Raw genomic sequence first — 14,643 nt, 5'->3', positions numbered from 1 at the left:
TATTTTATGGTAGGCGTTAAGTTTAATGGCAGGCTTGGGAATCAGATATTTCAGTACATTTTTCTATTGTATCTGAAATCAAAGGATGGCAGTAAAATATATTTTTTTACCAATCCGCATCATGCCTATCTTACAAAGTACTTTGATCTCGGAACCTACCATAATCTGACGTTGGGCTCCAAATTGTATTCAATTTTTGCAAGAGGATTGCCTAAAATCATTGGGTTTAAAGATATTTACGTGCATAATTTTTTCGCACCAAAAAATCATAACCCTGCCGATTCAACGATCTATAACGGCTTTTTTCAATCTGATTTTTATGTTCGTCAATTGCCTCAGAGTATATTGCCGTCTATACTTCCGCAGTTCCGCGAGCAGTTTGATAAACAGTTCGGTGATTCTTTTAAAAACAATAAAACAGTTGTTGTTCACATACGCCGCACCGATTATCTGGCATACGGTAAAAGAGATATTTCCCTGCCGATTGATTATTTCAAAAGGCAATTAAACTCAGTAGAGAATCTGGACACCTATCAGGTTTACTTTGTAAGCGATGATATGGAATTTGTAAAAAAAGAATTTGAGCAAAGGCCCAATTTTATCTTTTCTTCTAACTCTGAAATTATTGATTTTCAGCTGATCTTAAATGCAGATGTAGCAATTATTTCAAATAGCACCTTCGCCTGGTGGGCCGCCTACATGTGCCCGAAGAAAAACTTTGTCATCGCGCCAAAGAACTGGTTTGGATTCAGGATTGGACGGGAACATCCAAAAGGTATCATGACAGACCGTTTTGTTTGGCGCGATGTGCTGCTGTCTCAAACCAGCGATTTGTAGAGATCCAGCGTTTTTTTAATGGAAATGTCCAGTGGGAAGTCTCTCAGACGTTTCAAACCACGGTCGATGTAAACATTTCTTTTGGAAGAATCTGTCAGAAATGATTCTATTTTACCGGCCATGTCTTCCATATCGTGAGCGGAAAAATACTCTACCGCATCCACTGCAATTTCTCTAAAACAAGGTGTATCGCTAAGCAAAATAGGACACCTGGCTTTAAACGCTTCGAGAATCGGTAATCCGAAACCTTCGTGAAGTGAAGGGTAAACAAACAGTACTGCGTTTTGGTAAAGAAAATTTAGCTGTTCGTCGGTCACATTCACATGTTTAACCCGGTCGGTCAGTTTCAATCGCAGCAGCAGTTCGCGGTCTGCGATACCCAGGCTTCCCCCGCCTGTCAGTACCACATTAAGCTCCGGATATTTCTCAGAAAGTCGTTTGAAAGCGTCTATAAACAAATAGAAGTTTTTGTATCCGCCCCGGTCTCCTACGTAAAGAATATAATTTTCACGAAGATCAGGAACCGGCCGAAAACCCAGAGGACTGTCGGGATCTATACCGTGATAAATAACTGATATTTTGCTTTCATCCGCATCATGGAATTTGAGCAGATCACTTTTGGTTGTTTCCGAAATGGCAATAATCGCATCAGCCCTTTCAACGTGCAGCCTTTTGTGGTAAGAAAGCGGATCCTGCGCCCAGAAGTATTCCGGAAGTTTCTCATACGTCATGTCATGGATGGTGGTCACCAGCGGCTTTTTCAGCGTATCAAGAAAATATGGGTCGTAATAAGTTGGATGGAATACGTCAAAATCATTTTTAGCGACCAGACGATTGGAATAGCGCTCATTGAGACTATACAGTTTTCGGGCTACCCGCTCTGATTTTAGTATTTTGGCAAGAAATTTATCGGTGCTGCTAAACTCGGTTTTCAGGTAATGGTTTTGGGAATAAAGCAATCCTACCTCACAGCTGAATTCATCCGACTTTTCTATTTGCTGAATGATATTGGCAAAATATCTGCTGATGCCTCCGTAACGCTGGGTAGTAAATTTCTGGTGATCGAATAAAATTTTCATATGTCGTATTTTGCCAAAAGGAAAGAAGTCAAGACTTTGAGCAGCCTTAAAAAATATTGTTAAGCCATTTGTCTATTGAAAAATCCTGTTTTGGAAATAACTCTTTCCCTTTTACAAAATCGGTATCCACAGAAAAATTTGCAGGGTCAAAAAGCTGAACCTGAGCAGGATTGTAAAACGGTTCAGCAGTAATGTATTTATTGTTCGTTAAAAGCTTTTTACCTGCTGCCAGCACATCAAGCGTACGCATGGTAAGGCCGGCCTGCGTATCCTTTGTATAATCGATAATCACATTAGACCGCTTGAAAATATCAAGATATTCCTCCTTGGTCAGATTTTTAAAAGACAGCAGAGAGCGGTCGGGTTTGTCATTTTTTAAAAAGCCTCTGATATAAGAAACCTGATTCATCACCAGGTGAGCATATAATTTGAGCCCGTTTGCAGCTGAATAAGATATGATCTGTTTTAAGAATTCATATCTGGGGTCTGTGTAGCCTCCTGAATAAAAAATATCAAACTCTGTTTCAGTTGCGGGTAAATCAGCATACTCATCGCTCGAATAGGTCGGTACGTAAGGAAGATTGAGTTCTTCGGCGTCTTTGAGATCAAATGTTTTTACGACATCAAAGGAAGAAATCAGATACCGGTAATCACATTCCCAGTTTGTATACGAGTCCCACTGATAAAGGATCGTTTGAATGCCAGGATGATCCGCCTTGATCTTTTCAACAAACCAGGGCTGCATCGTATAACCCCTGATGACGAGCATATAATCAAAATTTTTTCCTTCGGCCTCGGCGGCAACTTTACGGTAATGTCTTTCCTGTAATACGTCAGCAAACTCGGGCTTAAAGGTTTTTGCGAGGCCAAATTTAATCGTCGTGTCGCGTTCATAGCGAAAGGTTACTTCTGCTCCGTAATGTATAAGCTTGGCTATAATTTCATCGGTAAAATGGTAGAACTTAACTCCGATGAGCAGGATTTTTTTGCCTTTGAGTTTTTGATTTAAAATGCGTGTAAAGTCAGCCATTTAGATAAATAAGATGTAACGTTGAGTCGTATTAGTGTTCTTTGGGCGTTCAATGGCAATATTTTCGTGTCGGCGGCTGCTTTGATGATAATCTTAAAAATATTTTTTCATCTTTACGCGAGCTTGACAATTCTATAAATTGCTCCGAATTAGTTTGAGCATAAATATAAGGATTTATATAGAAACCGGCTTTGGCACCTCAGACAAATCATACAGGATTTCCTGATAATTTTTTAAAAATGATACTCAACGGAAAACAGATCGTAATTTTCGGCTTGCCCAGGCTTGATTCGCAAATAGAATCTACCAATTATACTACCGCAAAATATCTTGCAAAAACAAACAAGGTGTTTTATGTGGAAAATCCTTACACGATCAAGGACTATTTTAAACTGAAAAATTCACCGGCGGGGCAGAGGCGTAAAGGTCTGTTTTCGATCTTTAATACTGATGTTATTGAGACCGAATTGCCAGGCCTTTCAGTCATCGTGCCTCCGGTTCTGCTGTCAATTAATTTTTTACCGGAAGGAGCAATTTTTAGAGCAGCTTTAAAGGTAAATGAAGTTTTGCTGGCCTTTAAACTGAAACGTTTCTGGCGTAAATATGCTGTAAAAGACTTCATTTTTATCAATTCCTTCAACTTTCATTATCCTGCGCTGGCCTCTTATTTTAAACCGGTTTTGGAGGTTTATCATAGTCTGGATCCGCTGATACTGCCTTTTGACAGTAAACATGGACTCATTTCGGAAGAATATCTGATCAAACGCAGTGACATAGTTTTGTGCAGCAGTAAAGCGTTATACGAGGAAAAAATTAAGATTAATCCGAATACCTTTTTCGTTCCTAACGCCGCTGATCTGACACATAGCATGAAAGTGCTTGATCCGCAGACGCAGGTAAGCAAGCTGCTGGATGTTCCTAAACCTGCGATTGGTTATTTCGGAGCTATTGAAAGAAGAATCGACTATGCAATGCTAGCCAAAGTAGCGAAACTAAATACTGATAAAACTTTCGTTTTTGTCGGTCCGGTTTCAGAGGAGTTTGTACCTGAGGATTTTAAATCTTTAAAAAATGTAAAATTTACCGGTCCGGTGCCTTACAGTGAAATGCCCTCGGTTGTGAAGGGCTTTGATGTAGCTTTGATTCCCTTTAAAAAAGATGATGTCAGCAGGACAATTTTTCCTTTAAAACTTTTTGAATACCTCGGAGCCGGTAAGCCTGTGGTTTGCACTGATTTTAATCCGGACCTGGCCGAATTTACCGGTGATACCGTCCGGTTTTCCAGCGATGCAGATGGTTTTTCCAAAGCCATCAACGAGGCATTGCTTGATAATTCGCCCTCAGAGGTTGAAAAGAGACTGGCGGTTGCATCGGCAAATACCTGGGGCCGGCGTATCGATGAAATTGCCGAAATCCTATTTAATGCGTTAAAGAAAAAATCGGTTAGAGTTGCCGAATCTGGCTGAAATAATTAGGCGTTTAAGTTAAATGTAACCCGGAACTTGCTCATTCCGGATTCATTGTTATATTCATAGATAAATTCATCAGAAGCTTTTGTAATAATCAGTAAACCAAAATGCTCGCTTGTATCAAGCAGTAATGCCGGCATCTGTGATTCAGGCAGCTCTTCTGTATAGAATGTTGCCAGATTATAATTATCAATGGACACCCGCAGTGAATCCATTCCGTTGTGATAAATTTGAAAATCTTCAATGGTTTGGTCTGCCTGAATCGGCCAGGCGATTTGTTTTTCATTGTCAGAGTCGTGTAGCGAAAGCGGTGTTCCGTTATCTTCTTTTTCAATCACAAGCTGGGCATTCCGGACATCCATCTTTAAAAGACATTCATCTGCACCTGAGTGTTTTACCGCATTGGTGAGGAGCTCTGTTATCACCCATTTCACCTTGGACAAAAGTGAGATATCAACCGGATTTTCACCTGCATTTTGATTGATATAGTTTTGACATCGCTCCAACACAGCCGGAATATCTTCTTGCCGGCTATTAAAAACAAACTTAAAATGATCCGGATTTTGCTTCATGAATTGATTGTTTCCATAGCCTGCTTATAGTCTTTGAATATTTTGAAGACCTTATCCATTCTAATCAGGGTGAGTAGGTTTTTTACATCCGGTTTAAGCGAAACCAGATAAATGTCTACGTTGCGTGGCATGGCGTATTTTAAAGCTACGACGAGACTTCCCAGGAAAGAACTATCGATGTAAGTAACATTTTCGAAACTAACAATCACCAGTTTTGCGCCATTGGCAATGATGGTAATCATTTCTTCCTTAAACATTTCTGCATGCTGCAGATTAGCTTCCTGTGGCAAAATCGTTGCCTGTATTGTACTGCCAATTTCGGTTGTTTGAAGTATCATGAGGAGTTATAATTTTTCTATAAATATAATACTGGCATCATCCAGCTGATTCTGATCTGTAATGCGGTCAAGAACATTTTCCCGTATCAGATCAAAGCTGCCGGTAAGACCCAGATACGGGCTTATTTTAGCAACAAAAAACGGGTAATCACTTTTTTTAGTACCGTTGGAAGGTATATCGATCATGCCGTCGGTAAAAATCACAAGCTGGTCTCCCGACTGCATTTCTATTGTCTGATCATCATAAAAGCCGTCTTCCAAAAGACCAAGCAATAGTCCGGAAGAAATCAGGGTATCGGTTTTTTTATTTTCAAATCCATGGTTTATCAATGGAAGATCGCCTGCTCCTGTGTAGTGTATATGGCCTGTATGGCTGTCTATCAACAGCAGCGATAGGCTTGATAAAATATTTTGCAGACTTTCATCCAGATAAATAAGCTTGTTAATTTTCTGTACAATGCTGTCCAGTCTTAAATCGCCGTCGAGTACGCAAAACCGGATGGCGGCCCGGATATAGCTCAAAAATCCAAAAGTAAAAAACCAGGCTTTCCATTTTTTACCCATAATGTCGCCCAGAAATGCAAAGCAGTAGCGATCATCGACTTTTACAAAATCAATAAAATCTCCGCCGGGATAGCCCCGGTAGCCTCTGTGCCAAAAATTAATTCTGAACCCGGCAACCTGTGGATTTTTTGACGGGATTGATTTTACATTCAAGGCATCGGCAGCGATCCTCAGTTCGCGAATCGACTTTTGATGCTCATTTTCCAGTGATTTAATAATGTTTCCGAGCTTGGAAATGATAACCGGAAGCGGTGTTTCTTTGTTGATATAATCCAGCGCATTCAGATTTAAACCTTCCAGAATCAGAGAGTTGTCTGTATGTGAAGTAAGAAAAACAAAGGGTATGTCCGAAAATCTGGGGTTTTGCAGTACCGCCTGCCTGAAATCAAAGCCGTTCATTTCGGGCATTTCATAGTCTGACAGGATCAGGTGAGGTTCCTGGCGCAGCAATAACTGAAGTGCTTCTGATGCAGAGGTTGCCAGAACGCAATTATAACCGGCCCGCGTTAGTGAAGCGCTCATCACGTTGCGAAAAAACAAATTGTCTTCGACCAGAAGTATGGTTTTGATGTTGGTCGCCGGCTCAGGAAATAAGATCATTTTTTACTGAAAGTTAGTACAAAAAGAAAAACGCCTGAAAGAATTATCAGCAATGACACCAGGTCCATGACCGTGACGCCATCGTTGGGATTAAAGTAAAAAATAGTAAAAAGCTCAAAACTGGGTGGTGCCGGCATAATAATCATGGCAAAACCGGCTGCGATCAGCACCGTGGCAATAAGACACACGATGATTTTTTGAAATGCATTTTTCCGTATATATTTTCTTCCCAGCTCGCTGTCGATCTGGTTTTGTGAAAGCAGCTTTTCAAAACCATCCAGCAACTCTTCTCTGGAAAGATTATGGTTTTGATCAAGTTTTTCAAATGGCTTAATTGGGTTCTCAGAAAACACCGCATTCTCAAAGGCCTGTGAAATACGGCTTTGATAATGTCGTATCTGGTCTTTTGTCAAATGGGTAGTTTCCAGCAGTGAGGTAAGTTCCTGAATTTTAGTCTCCAGTTCAATCTCTCCCGAAGTAGCAAGCTGACTGAAATTATAGTTGTTACTTTTTGAAATCTTCTTAATATCAAGAAGTCTTTTAATTTTCACTTTTTCAAGTAAGGGTTAGATTTTAAGAACTTTTTATAACGTTGCCGGTAACCTGATTACAAAATATGGGAGCTAATCCTACATTTTACTTAAAGCTAAACGAATATTATTAATTTTGAAATAATTCTACAAATCTTAGCGGATCTTTGTTAAGCTTTAATAGTGTTCCACTCAACGTCGTCTAATTAAAATTCATGAAACTTGTTTCAATTGTAACGGTAAATTTCAACCAGCCTGCCGTTACCGAAGCCTTGTTGAAATCTCTGCAGGAAGTGAATACCTACAAGGCCATTGAGATCATCGTGGTTGACAATGGTAGCACTGAAAACTACGTTCCGGCCTGGAAACTGAAATATCCCGATGTGGTTTTTCTTAGGTCAGATACCAATGAAGGTTTTGCAGGCGGCAACAATATCGGTATCCGTCAGGCAAAAGGCGATTATTTGTTTCTGATCAATAATGATACCGAAGTGACAGCTACGCTGATTGAACAGTTGATGGTATCTCTGGACAATAATCAGCGAATCGGAATTATTTCTCCCAAAATACATTACTTTGACCAGCCCGGAATGCTTCAGTATGCCGGTTATACCCACATGAATTATTATCTGGCGCGCAATCATTGTATCGGGCAGTTTGAAGAGGATAAGGGCCAGTATGATGACCGTACGGGAAAAACCGGTTATGCGCACGGGGCGGCTATGATGTTGAGAAAAGATGTTATAGAGAAAGCAGGCTTAATGGCCGAAAATTACTTTTTATATTATGAAGAGCTGGACTGGTGTGAACGTGTAAAAAAGGCAGGTTATGAAATCCATACCAATCTGCAGGCGTTGATTTACCATAAAGAATCGGTATCTGTCGGGAAGCGTTCCGCTTTGAAGGAGTTTTTTATGAACCGCAACAGGATTTTATTTATCCGTAAAAATACGTCAGCTGTTACTTTTTTTATTTTTTGCTGTTACTTCTTACTGGCTGTAATTCCCCGAAATCTGCTGGCATATATTAAAAATGGTGAGTATAACTTCATCCCTGTATTCCTGAAAGCAATCACCTGGCATTTCTTTAATAAATCAGACAGCAGTAACCTTGGCTATCCGATAAAACGTTAATTATGAAAATTTTCTTCTGGATCAGTTTATTCATTGTTTTTTACACATTCGTTGGCTACGCGTTTGTACTTTATTTTCTTGTTAAAATAAGACGTTGGATCAAAGGAAAACGAGCCGTTAAGGCAATTGGTACACATTTCCCCAGCCTTACCCTGGTTGTTGCTGCTTACAACGAGGAGAGTTTGATGGAGGAGAAAATCCAAAATACACTCGCTCTTCAGTATCAAAAAGACAAGCTCAAACTTCTTTTTATAACCGACGGTTCATCGGACGCAACACCTGAAATTGTAAGCCGATACGAGCAGATTCAGCTTTTGCATTCTCCTGCACGAAATGGTAAAATTCACGCCATACACCGTGCTATGGAACAGGTTGATTCTGAAATTGTTGTTTATACCGACGCCAATACTTTCCTGAATAGCGAGGCCCTCCTGTACATTGCAAGACACTACGCAGATCCAACCGTAGGAGCTGTTTCCGGTGAAAAACGGGTGATGCAGGATGAAGTCGCAGATGCTACGGCAGGCGAGGGTTTTTACTGGAAGTACGAATCGACACTGAAAAAGTGGGATTCAGAATTGTACTCAGTCGTAGGTGCGGCAGGAGAGCTGTTCAGCGTTCGCAGGTCATTGTACAGGCACGTGGAATCAGACACCATTCTGGATGATTTCATGATTTCCATGTTGATAGCCGGACAAGGTTACCGCATCATTTATGAGCCTGATGCTTATGCTTCCGAGCTTTCTTCTGATAATATCAGGGAAGAGTTAAAACGAAAAATCCGAATTGCCGCCGGTGGTATTCAGTCCATTATGAGATTAAAGCCGCTTCTCAATCCGTTTGCTTATCCTGTCCTTAGCTTTCAGTATATCAGTCATCGTGTGCTGCGGTGGACAGTGACACCATTTCTGATGATACTTGCTTTTTTTGTAAACATCGTCATTTGTATTCAGGACCAAAGTATTTTTTATGCGCTCATTTTAGCAGCACAGGTCCTGTTTTATCTCTCTGCTTTTGCAGGATGGCTTTTGGAAAAAAGAAAAATTAAGGTGAAGCTGCTGTTTGTACCCTATTATTTTTGTGTGATGAACTATGCAGTGATTGCCGGAATTATTCGGTACATCAAAGGAAGCCAGAGCGCTGTGTGGGAAAAGGCAAAAAGAAAAAGCGCCTGAAAGGCGCTTTTTCAATATTTTATATTGGTAAATCCGGATTTAAATCTGAGCCAGTCGCTCCGATTCCGTCTTTAAAATAGGCAAAACAGGATTAAGCTGATCAGAAAGATATTTGTAGGATTCCTGTAAAAAGGACGTATCGGCATTGCTTTTAATCGCTCTTTCCAAATCCTCGACCTTTGGTCTAAGCCATGTCAGGCCAGCCATGGTAAATGACGGTTTAAGTCCATGTATAATACTTGCCGCTTCTGTAAGATCTTCATTGTCAATCGCTGTCTTGAGTGTATGCCACCTAGGCAAAGAATCACTAAGGAATGCGTCAAAAATCAAATGAATGATTGATGCATCGTCACCATAAACTTGGTCCAGATAATTAATATCCAGTACCGGATTAATATTTAAAGCCATTCGGTCTTTTCTCTTGCTTATTTAGGAGGTAGTAGTGCAAATATACGAGATTGGATGATCTTAACATTCTGCGTAGAAATTTTTCTACCCCGGCAAAAGTAATAATTATTTAATTAGTTACTTCCTTCACTTCTTCTTTCGCGGGTTGTTTAGCTTCTTCTTTGGCTTTGCGTTTGAAATAACGGCGGAACAAAAAGTTAGAACGAAGCGCTTCCATATTTTCATCAAGTTTTTCAGTACTTGTTTCAAGATTCTGAAGTGTTCCTTTCAGGTTTGAAGCTGTTTTTTCATCGTGCAGCAAAACTCCCAGCGGGCTTGTCGTATTTGAGTTCAGATCCTCACTGGCTGTTTTAAGATTCGTAACCATTACATTAGCTGTTGACACCGTTTCGTTCAGCCTGCCGATTGTCGTTCTGATGTCGCGCATGATCACAGTATCCGTAGCAAAATCATTAGCCAATCCGCCTTTCTGATTTAGTTTCGTAGTAAAACCCGACAGCGAGGCGGTCATGGTCTGTGCGTTCAAGGATGCTTTTTTCAAAGCAAGCAATGTCTGATCCACTTCATTATAAAGTCTCTCATCGTTTAGCAGCATACCCACAGTACCTTTTCCTTCGAGAATATTTTTACTTATTGTCTTAAACGCGCTGGTAATGCCAAGCAGGTTTTTATTATTTTCAGACAAAACGGCCAGCATTTCTTCTGTACTTTCGATTTTCTCAACCGCCAGCTGATCTCCGTCTTCAATGGCAGGCACCTTTTGGGTACCACCATAAAGCACAATGATTTTATTACCAATCAATCCGTCGGTACTTACCTTTGCTTTGGCATTTTTACGAATAAACTCCTGAGATTTTTCTTCGATGTTAAGCATTACTTCTACCTGCGAATTGTCCAGGAACCGGATCTTTTTCACTGTCCCGATTTTCACACCGGAGTACCAGACGTTGTTTCCCTGTTTCAATCCGTTTACATCGTGAAAGATCGTCTTGATCACGATGTTGGTTGAAAATGCCTTTTTCATGCTTCCAATCGTGAGGATACCTACTAAAAAAATAAGTATACCTATAACTACAAATACTCCTACCGTGATAGAGCGTTTTCTGGTCGTTGTTTCCATTATTTGATAAAGTTGTAATCGTAAAAACTTTTAATTCTATCGTCCTGTGTTTCAAAGACTTCTTCAAATGTGCCTTGTTTTGTAAAATGGCCGTCCAGCAGCATCGCAATCCGGTCGCCCGTTTGTCTTGCGCAGGTCAAATCATGGGTAATGATTATGGCACTTGTATGGTATTTCTCCTGAACTTCATTGATCAGTTCATTGATCTCAATACAGGTGATCGGATCCAGACCCGCCGTAGGTTCATCATACAGCATAATTTCCGGTTCAAGTATCAGTGTTCGGGCAATACCGATCCTTTTTCGTTGTCCGCCCGATAGCTCAGAAGGCGCCTGATTAATTGTTTTAAGAAGGCCCACCGCATCTAAAACAGACTCTACTTTTTCTTTCACATCTGCTTTTGACAACCCTGCAACATTTCTGACAAGCGGAAATTCCAGGTTCTCGCGGACGGTCATACTGTCATAAAGCGCACTGTTTTGAAAAGAGAATCCGATTTTAAGTCTTAAATCGCGCAACTCTTTTTCGTTGAGTGATGAAACTTCCTTTCCCAATACATTGCACTCTCCTTTATCCTGAGTCAGCAGGCCGACAATGATTTTTATTAAAACGGATTTACCCGTTCCCGACCGGCCAAGTACAACAACATTTTCTCCCTTTAAAACTTCAAGGTTTACACCCTGCAATACATGGAGATCACCAAAGGATTTATATAAATCCCTGATCGAAATGACCGGCTCGGTATTTTTCGCGGTTTCTTCCATACCTATATTCTAAAATAATTAGACACCTGAACTATAATAACTTCCTCGATGAAAATCAGGAACATAGAAATAACGACCGCAGAATTTGCCGCCTTACCCACACCTTCGGTACCCTTGCTGGCATTGTAACCCTGGTAGCAGCCTACTATACCGATTGTGAAACCATAGGCAACAGCCTTGGCAACCGATGTCCCGATGTCCAGAAAGGTGATCTGTTCAAAGGCGTTTTCAAAAAATGCCCTAAAACTGGTGCCCTCATTTAATGTTACATTTAAAAAAGCACCCAATAAACTAACAAGCGTACAGTAAAAAACCAAAATTGGAATGGTGATTGTAGACGCTAAAACGCGTGTAACAACGAGGAACTTAAAAGGATTAACCGCAGAAACTTCCATGGCGTCAATTTGCTCGGTAACACGCATCGAGCCAAGTTCAGCGCCAATACTTGATCCGACTTTTCCGGAACAAATTAACGCAGTTACCAAAGCGGCAAGTGCACGCACAATTGCGATTGAAACCAGCGAAGGCAGCCAGGATGTAGCCCCGAACTCTGCAAGCGATGGCCGTGATTGTTTGGTGAAAACCATTCCGGTAATAAAGCCGGTTAAACTTATCAGAAATAACGATTTATAACCAATGGCGTAACATTGCTTTACAAGCTCCTGTAGTTCCATCCGGCCTCGAAAAGCTTCGCGAAAAAATCGGGTGAAAAAATTATAGCCGTTGTACACAGCCAGAAAGGCGGAATCGAGCCCTTTACTAAAAACCTTATCTTTATTCGTTGAGCCCATTAAAATCTGTTTGGCAAGTGAATCGACATATAACTATGGTTTGTATACTTTTTGATATCATTATCCGGTAATCAGCGGCTGACCGGATTGCGGGTTTAACATATTTTTTTCTTGGAGCCATCTCATCCGGTAAGCATTCATTGCTGTTTTACCAAGCTGGTTTAAAAGACGGTAATTGACTACAAGTCCAACAGCTGCACCAATGCCCGGGATCAGCTGGGCCATTTTGGCAAGGTCGATGTAATCACGATATTCCTGCTGAAAACTCTTCCAGTCAAACTGATGAATGTCTTCGGGCAGCGCCTGATTGATTGTGTTCCAGTCAGCCATTTGGTTATAAACCTTCTGCCGGTTCTTCTGGCTTGAAAAGGCAAGCTGAAAAATGTGTAAAATAAAAAGTCTTTCGCGGTAATCATCAACCTGCTTTCCATATAGTGCGGCAATATCAAAAAGCAGTTTCATCTTGATGCCGATCAAAATCGGAAATTCGGCCATTGCCAGCAAAAAGCCGCCTGCACCGGTAATGCCACCTTCCGCCGCACCGGCTTTTTTATAAAATTCGATTTTCGATTGTACTGCTTTATCAACCTGTTCCAAAGAACTCATGAACACGGGTGCAGAAGTTGTAAACTCAGCACCAAAAAGAACGGCACGTGTCATCTGTTTAATCGCAGATGTAATCGTATCGTGGATCTTATCGGGAATGAAACTGTTAATTTTGTCCTGAACGGTCTTGGAGATCCTGTCCACGCGGGAAGGATGTTTTTGCATTTTCAATTGCCATTTTTGCAATTCATGCTTTATTTTCTCTTCGTATTCAGTCATATTGTGGCAGTACAAATCTTATATCAAACCTGAATTGGAAAGTTAGCGAATTCTGAATGATAGTCATCTAACAAAAATCATTCCAGTAAGTTTTACGACGTATATTGTCAATTCCACCGAAATTCAGCTTTTTATTTCGATATTATACCATCAATCGTTATGTCAGGTTTTATATACTGAGACCGAACTTCCCCACTTAACTGATCTTAGGATGTCAAATATTAATATGATTATCGAGGAGCGGCCCGCTGACATTGGCAATTTTCTTGTTGGCAGGCTTCTGCCATTTCGGGGCAAACGGAAGGTAGGGCCATTCATATTTATTGATCACATGGGCCCGGCAAATCTGAAAGAATTTCAAAATATCGACATCGGACCCCATCCGCATATTGGACTGTCGACTTTGACATACCTTTTCGAAGGTGCCATTATGCATAAGGATACGCTGGGCAACAACATTGAAATTAAACCGGGACAAGTTAACTGGATGACCGCCGGCAAAGGAATTGTTCATTCGGAACGCACACCTGAATATTTACGTCATTCTGATAAAAAGCTGCATGGATTGCAGATTTGGGTGGCGCTTCCCAGGGAGCTGGAAGAAATGGAACCAGATTTCTTTCATGCCGAAACGGATCAGATTCCTGAATGGCAACAGGATGGAGTAAATTATAAATTAATTGCAGGTTCGGCTTTTGACCAAAACTCCCCCGTGCCGGTTTACAGCAATCTTTACTTTCTGGAGATTAAAAGCACTGTTGAACAAAGGGTAAATATTGGCTCAGACTTGTTTGGTGAAGCCGGGCTGTATATTCTGGAAGGAAGCATTGAAAGTGAAGGAATTACCTACGAACCAAAGCGGATACTGGTTTCCAAAGACAGTCAGCTTTGTGAGTTTGTGATGCATGCCAATACCACCATCTATATTTTTGGCGGTGATCCTTTTCCCGAAGAAAGACTGATATACTGGAATTTTGTTTCCACAAATCGCGACCTGATAGAAGCAGCAAAACTAAACTGGCAGCAGCAGAATTTTCCTGTCATAGAGGGTGAAACGGGATTTATCCCTTTGCCAGATTCAGGCAGTGCGTTAAAACCAAAATAGAATCGTTTTCAGTTATTCTCCGGCGATTTGAGCTGAGGCAAAATATCTTCTATATAAATGTCTTTTTTTGTTTCAAGAATACTAATGAAGAACCTTGCTTCTTTACCGAGCAATTCTTTAAAGTGTTTTCCTTTGCATGGGTCATAGTACCACTGCCAGACCATCTCCGTTGAGATAATGATGTAATTAAGTTCTCGCATAGCCAAATTGATTGATCTCCAAATTTATGGATTAATTCCATTAATTTGGAGATAATCCATAAATAATATTTGGACAAAATAGATTGGTACCCGGACTTAGGGT

General features: G+C 40.7%; 17 protein-coding genes. 5 read left to right on the top strand and 12 right to left on the bottom strand.

Going from position 1 to position 14,643, the window contains the following annotated elements; all coding sequences use genetic code 11:
• The first annotated feature begins 6 nt into the window (after window positions 1-6).
• Window positions 7-837 carry an alpha-1,2-fucosyltransferase gene (locus tag E0F88_RS28465; RefSeq protein WP_131961739.1) on the top strand — a complete coding sequence of 277 codons (831 nt, stop codon included), beginning with the start codon at window positions 7-9 and terminating at the stop codon, window positions 835-837.
• On the opposite strand, the gene E0F88_RS28460 is transcribed toward E0F88_RS28465, so the two are convergent.
• Together E0F88_RS28460 and E0F88_RS28455 are read right to left on the bottom strand one after the other, a co-directional pair.
• On the bottom strand, window positions 819-1,916 hold the full coding sequence (locus E0F88_RS28460) for a glycosyltransferase family 4 protein (protein WP_131961738.1): 1,098 nt from the start codon (window positions 1,914-1,916) through the stop codon (window positions 819-821). The two genes, E0F88_RS28465 and E0F88_RS28460, sit on opposite strands and share 19 nt — an antisense overlap.
• Window positions 1,917-1,962: 46 nt before the next feature.
• Window positions 1,963-2,946 carry a WaaS/CpsH family glycosyltransferase gene (locus tag E0F88_RS28455; RefSeq protein ID WP_131961737.1) on the bottom strand — a complete coding sequence of 328 codons (984 nt, stop codon included), beginning with the start codon at window positions 2,944-2,946 and terminating at the stop codon, window positions 1,963-1,965.
• A gap of 239 nt (window positions 2,947-3,185) precedes the next feature.
• Between E0F88_RS28455 and E0F88_RS28450 the strand changes: the two genes are divergently transcribed.
• Window positions 3,186-4,412: a glycosyltransferase gene (locus E0F88_RS28450; protein WP_131961736.1), complete on the top strand. Its 1,227-nt coding sequence runs from the start codon at window positions 3,186-3,188 to the stop codon at window positions 4,410-4,412.
• A gap of 5 nt (window positions 4,413-4,417) precedes the next feature.
• Here E0F88_RS28450 and E0F88_RS28445 read toward each other — a convergent pair whose 3' ends face one another.
• Genes E0F88_RS28445 through E0F88_RS28430 form a run of 4 tightly spaced genes read right to left on the bottom strand, consistent with a single transcriptional unit; the run spans window position 4,418 to window position 7,040 of the window.
• Window positions 4,418-4,987: an ATP-binding protein gene (locus E0F88_RS28445; protein WP_131961735.1), complete on the bottom strand. Its 570-nt coding sequence runs from the start codon at window positions 4,985-4,987 to the stop codon at window positions 4,418-4,420.
• Window positions 4,984-5,325: an STAS domain-containing protein gene (locus E0F88_RS28440; protein WP_131961734.1), complete on the bottom strand. Its 342-nt coding sequence runs from the start codon at window positions 5,323-5,325 to the stop codon at window positions 4,984-4,986. The genes E0F88_RS28445 and E0F88_RS28440 overlap by 4 nt, the downstream gene beginning before the upstream one ends.
• Window positions 5,326-5,331: 6 nt before the next feature.
• On the bottom strand, window positions 5,332-6,489 hold the full coding sequence (locus tag E0F88_RS28435; RefSeq protein ID WP_131961733.1) for a response regulator: 1,158 nt from the start codon (window positions 6,487-6,489) through the stop codon (window positions 5,332-5,334).
• Window positions 6,486-7,040, bottom strand: a complete 555-nt coding sequence (locus tag E0F88_RS28430; RefSeq protein ID WP_131961732.1) for a hypothetical protein — start codon at window positions 7,038-7,040, stop codon at window positions 6,486-6,488. Before E0F88_RS28430 ends, E0F88_RS28435 begins: the two co-directional genes overlap by 4 nt.
• A gap of 194 nt (window positions 7,041-7,234) precedes the next feature.
• Between E0F88_RS28430 and E0F88_RS28425 the strand changes: the two genes are divergently transcribed.
• Both E0F88_RS28425 and E0F88_RS28420 read left to right on the top strand, forming a co-directional pair.
• Window positions 7,235-8,152, top strand: coding sequence for a glycosyltransferase family 2 protein (locus E0F88_RS28425; RefSeq protein WP_131961731.1), 918 nt, complete (start codon window positions 7,235-7,237; stop codon window positions 8,150-8,152).
• 2 nt (window positions 8,153-8,154) lie between these two features.
• Complete coding sequence (locus tag E0F88_RS28420; protein ID WP_131961730.1) at window positions 8,155-9,327, top strand: glycosyltransferase family 2 protein; 1,173 nt, start codon at window positions 8,155-8,157, stop codon at window positions 9,325-9,327.
• Window positions 9,328-9,366: 39 nt separating this feature from the next.
• Here the strand turns inward: E0F88_RS28420 and E0F88_RS28415 are convergent, their stop codons facing one another.
• From E0F88_RS28415 to E0F88_RS28395, 5 genes are all read right to left on the bottom strand, one after another.
• Window positions 9,367-9,735: an Hpt domain-containing protein gene (locus E0F88_RS28415; RefSeq protein WP_131961729.1), complete on the bottom strand. Its 369-nt coding sequence runs from the start codon at window positions 9,733-9,735 to the stop codon at window positions 9,367-9,369.
• A gap of 109 nt (window positions 9,736-9,844) precedes the next feature.
• Window positions 9,845-10,855, bottom strand: coding sequence for an MlaD family protein (locus E0F88_RS28410; protein ID WP_131961728.1), 1,011 nt, complete (start codon window positions 10,853-10,855; stop codon window positions 9,845-9,847).
• The gene (locus E0F88_RS28405) at window positions 10,855-11,619 is read right to left on the bottom strand and encodes an ABC transporter ATP-binding protein (protein ID WP_131961727.1); all 765 of its coding nucleotides are present in this window, start codon (window positions 11,617-11,619) and stop codon (window positions 10,855-10,857) included. The genes E0F88_RS28410 and E0F88_RS28405 overlap by 1 nt, the downstream gene beginning before the upstream one ends.
• Before the next feature lie 2 nt (window positions 11,620-11,621).
• Window positions 11,622-12,410 (bottom strand): MlaE family ABC transporter permease, encoded by a 789-nt coding sequence (locus E0F88_RS28400; RefSeq protein WP_131961726.1) that lies wholly within the window; start codon window positions 12,408-12,410, stop codon window positions 11,622-11,624.
• A 60-nt stretch (window positions 12,411-12,470) separates the two neighbouring features.
• The gene (locus tag E0F88_RS28395; RefSeq protein ID WP_131961725.1) at window positions 12,471-13,235 is read right to left on the bottom strand and encodes an EcsC family protein; all 765 of its coding nucleotides are present in this window, start codon (window positions 13,233-13,235) and stop codon (window positions 12,471-12,473) included.
• Between the two features lie 211 nt (window positions 13,236-13,446).
• On the opposite strand from E0F88_RS28395, the gene E0F88_RS28390 reads away from it, so the two are divergent.
• Entirely contained in the window at window positions 13,447-14,340 is an 894-nt protein-coding gene (locus E0F88_RS28390; protein WP_131961724.1) for a pirin family protein, read from the top strand.
• 8 nt (window positions 14,341-14,348) lie between these two features.
• On the opposite strand, the gene E0F88_RS28385 is transcribed toward E0F88_RS28390, so the two are convergent.
• On the bottom strand, window positions 14,349-14,540 hold the full coding sequence (locus tag E0F88_RS28385; protein ID WP_131961723.1) for a hypothetical protein: 192 nt from the start codon (window positions 14,538-14,540) through the stop codon (window positions 14,349-14,351).
• Between the last annotated feature and the right edge of the window lie 103 nt (window positions 14,541-14,643).

Origin of the sequence: Dyadobacter psychrotolerans (assembly GCF_004349265.1) — a bacterium.
Lineage (GTDB): Bacteria > Bacteroidota > Bacteroidia > Cytophagales > Spirosomataceae > Dyadobacter > Dyadobacter psychrotolerans.
Note: the sequence above shows the minus strand (reverse complement) of the source record. Positions and strands in the feature narration are given on the sequence as shown.

Bases quoted from the DNA above. Each gene is read 5' to 3' on its own strand.
- E0F88_RS28465 (WP_131961739.1), top strand. From the start codon at position 7: ATGGTAGGCGTTAAGTTTAATGGCAGGCTTGGGAATCAGATATTTCAG.
- E0F88_RS28460 (WP_131961738.1), bottom strand. From the start codon at position 1,916: ATGAAAATTTTATTCGATCACCAGAAATTTACTACCCAGCGTTACGGA.
- E0F88_RS28455 (WP_131961737.1), bottom strand. From the start codon at position 2,946: ATGGCTGACTTTACACGCATTTTAAATCAAAAACTCAAAGGCAAAAAA.
- E0F88_RS28450 (WP_131961736.1), top strand. From the start codon at position 3,186: ATGATACTCAACGGAAAACAGATCGTAATTTTCGGCTTGCCCAGGCTT.
- E0F88_RS28445 (WP_131961735.1), bottom strand. From the start codon at position 4,987: ATGAAGCAAAATCCGGATCATTTTAAGTTTGTTTTTAATAGCCGGCAA.
- E0F88_RS28440 (WP_131961734.1), bottom strand. From the start codon at position 5,325: ATGATACTTCAAACAACCGAAATTGGCAGTACAATACAGGCAACGATT.
- E0F88_RS28435 (WP_131961733.1), bottom strand. From the start codon at position 6,489: ATGATCTTATTTCCTGAGCCGGCGACCAACATCAAAACCATACTTCTG.
- E0F88_RS28425 (WP_131961731.1), top strand. From the start codon at position 7,235: ATGAAACTTGTTTCAATTGTAACGGTAAATTTCAACCAGCCTGCCGTT.
- E0F88_RS28420 (WP_131961730.1), top strand. From the start codon at position 8,155: ATGAAAATTTTCTTCTGGATCAGTTTATTCATTGTTTTTTACACATTC.
- E0F88_RS28415 (WP_131961729.1), bottom strand. From the start codon at position 9,735: ATGGCTTTAAATATTAATCCGGTACTGGATATTAATTATCTGGACCAA.
- E0F88_RS28410 (WP_131961728.1), bottom strand. From the start codon at position 10,855: ATGGAAACAACGACCAGAAAACGCTCTATCACGGTAGGAGTATTTGTA.
- E0F88_RS28405 (WP_131961727.1), bottom strand. From the start codon at position 11,619: ATGGAAGAAACCGCGAAAAATACCGAGCCGGTCATTTCGATCAGGGAT.
- E0F88_RS28400 (WP_131961726.1), bottom strand. From the start codon at position 12,410: ATGGGCTCAACGAATAAAGATAAGGTTTTTAGTAAAGGGCTCGATTCC.
- E0F88_RS28395 (WP_131961725.1), bottom strand. From the start codon at position 13,235: ATGACTGAATACGAAGAGAAAATAAAGCATGAATTGCAAAAATGGCAA.
- E0F88_RS28390 (WP_131961724.1), top strand. From the start codon at position 13,447: ATGTCAAATATTAATATGATTATCGAGGAGCGGCCCGCTGACATTGGC.
- E0F88_RS28385 (WP_131961723.1), bottom strand. From the start codon at position 14,540: ATGCGAGAACTTAATTACATCATTATCTCAACGGAGATGGTCTGGCAG.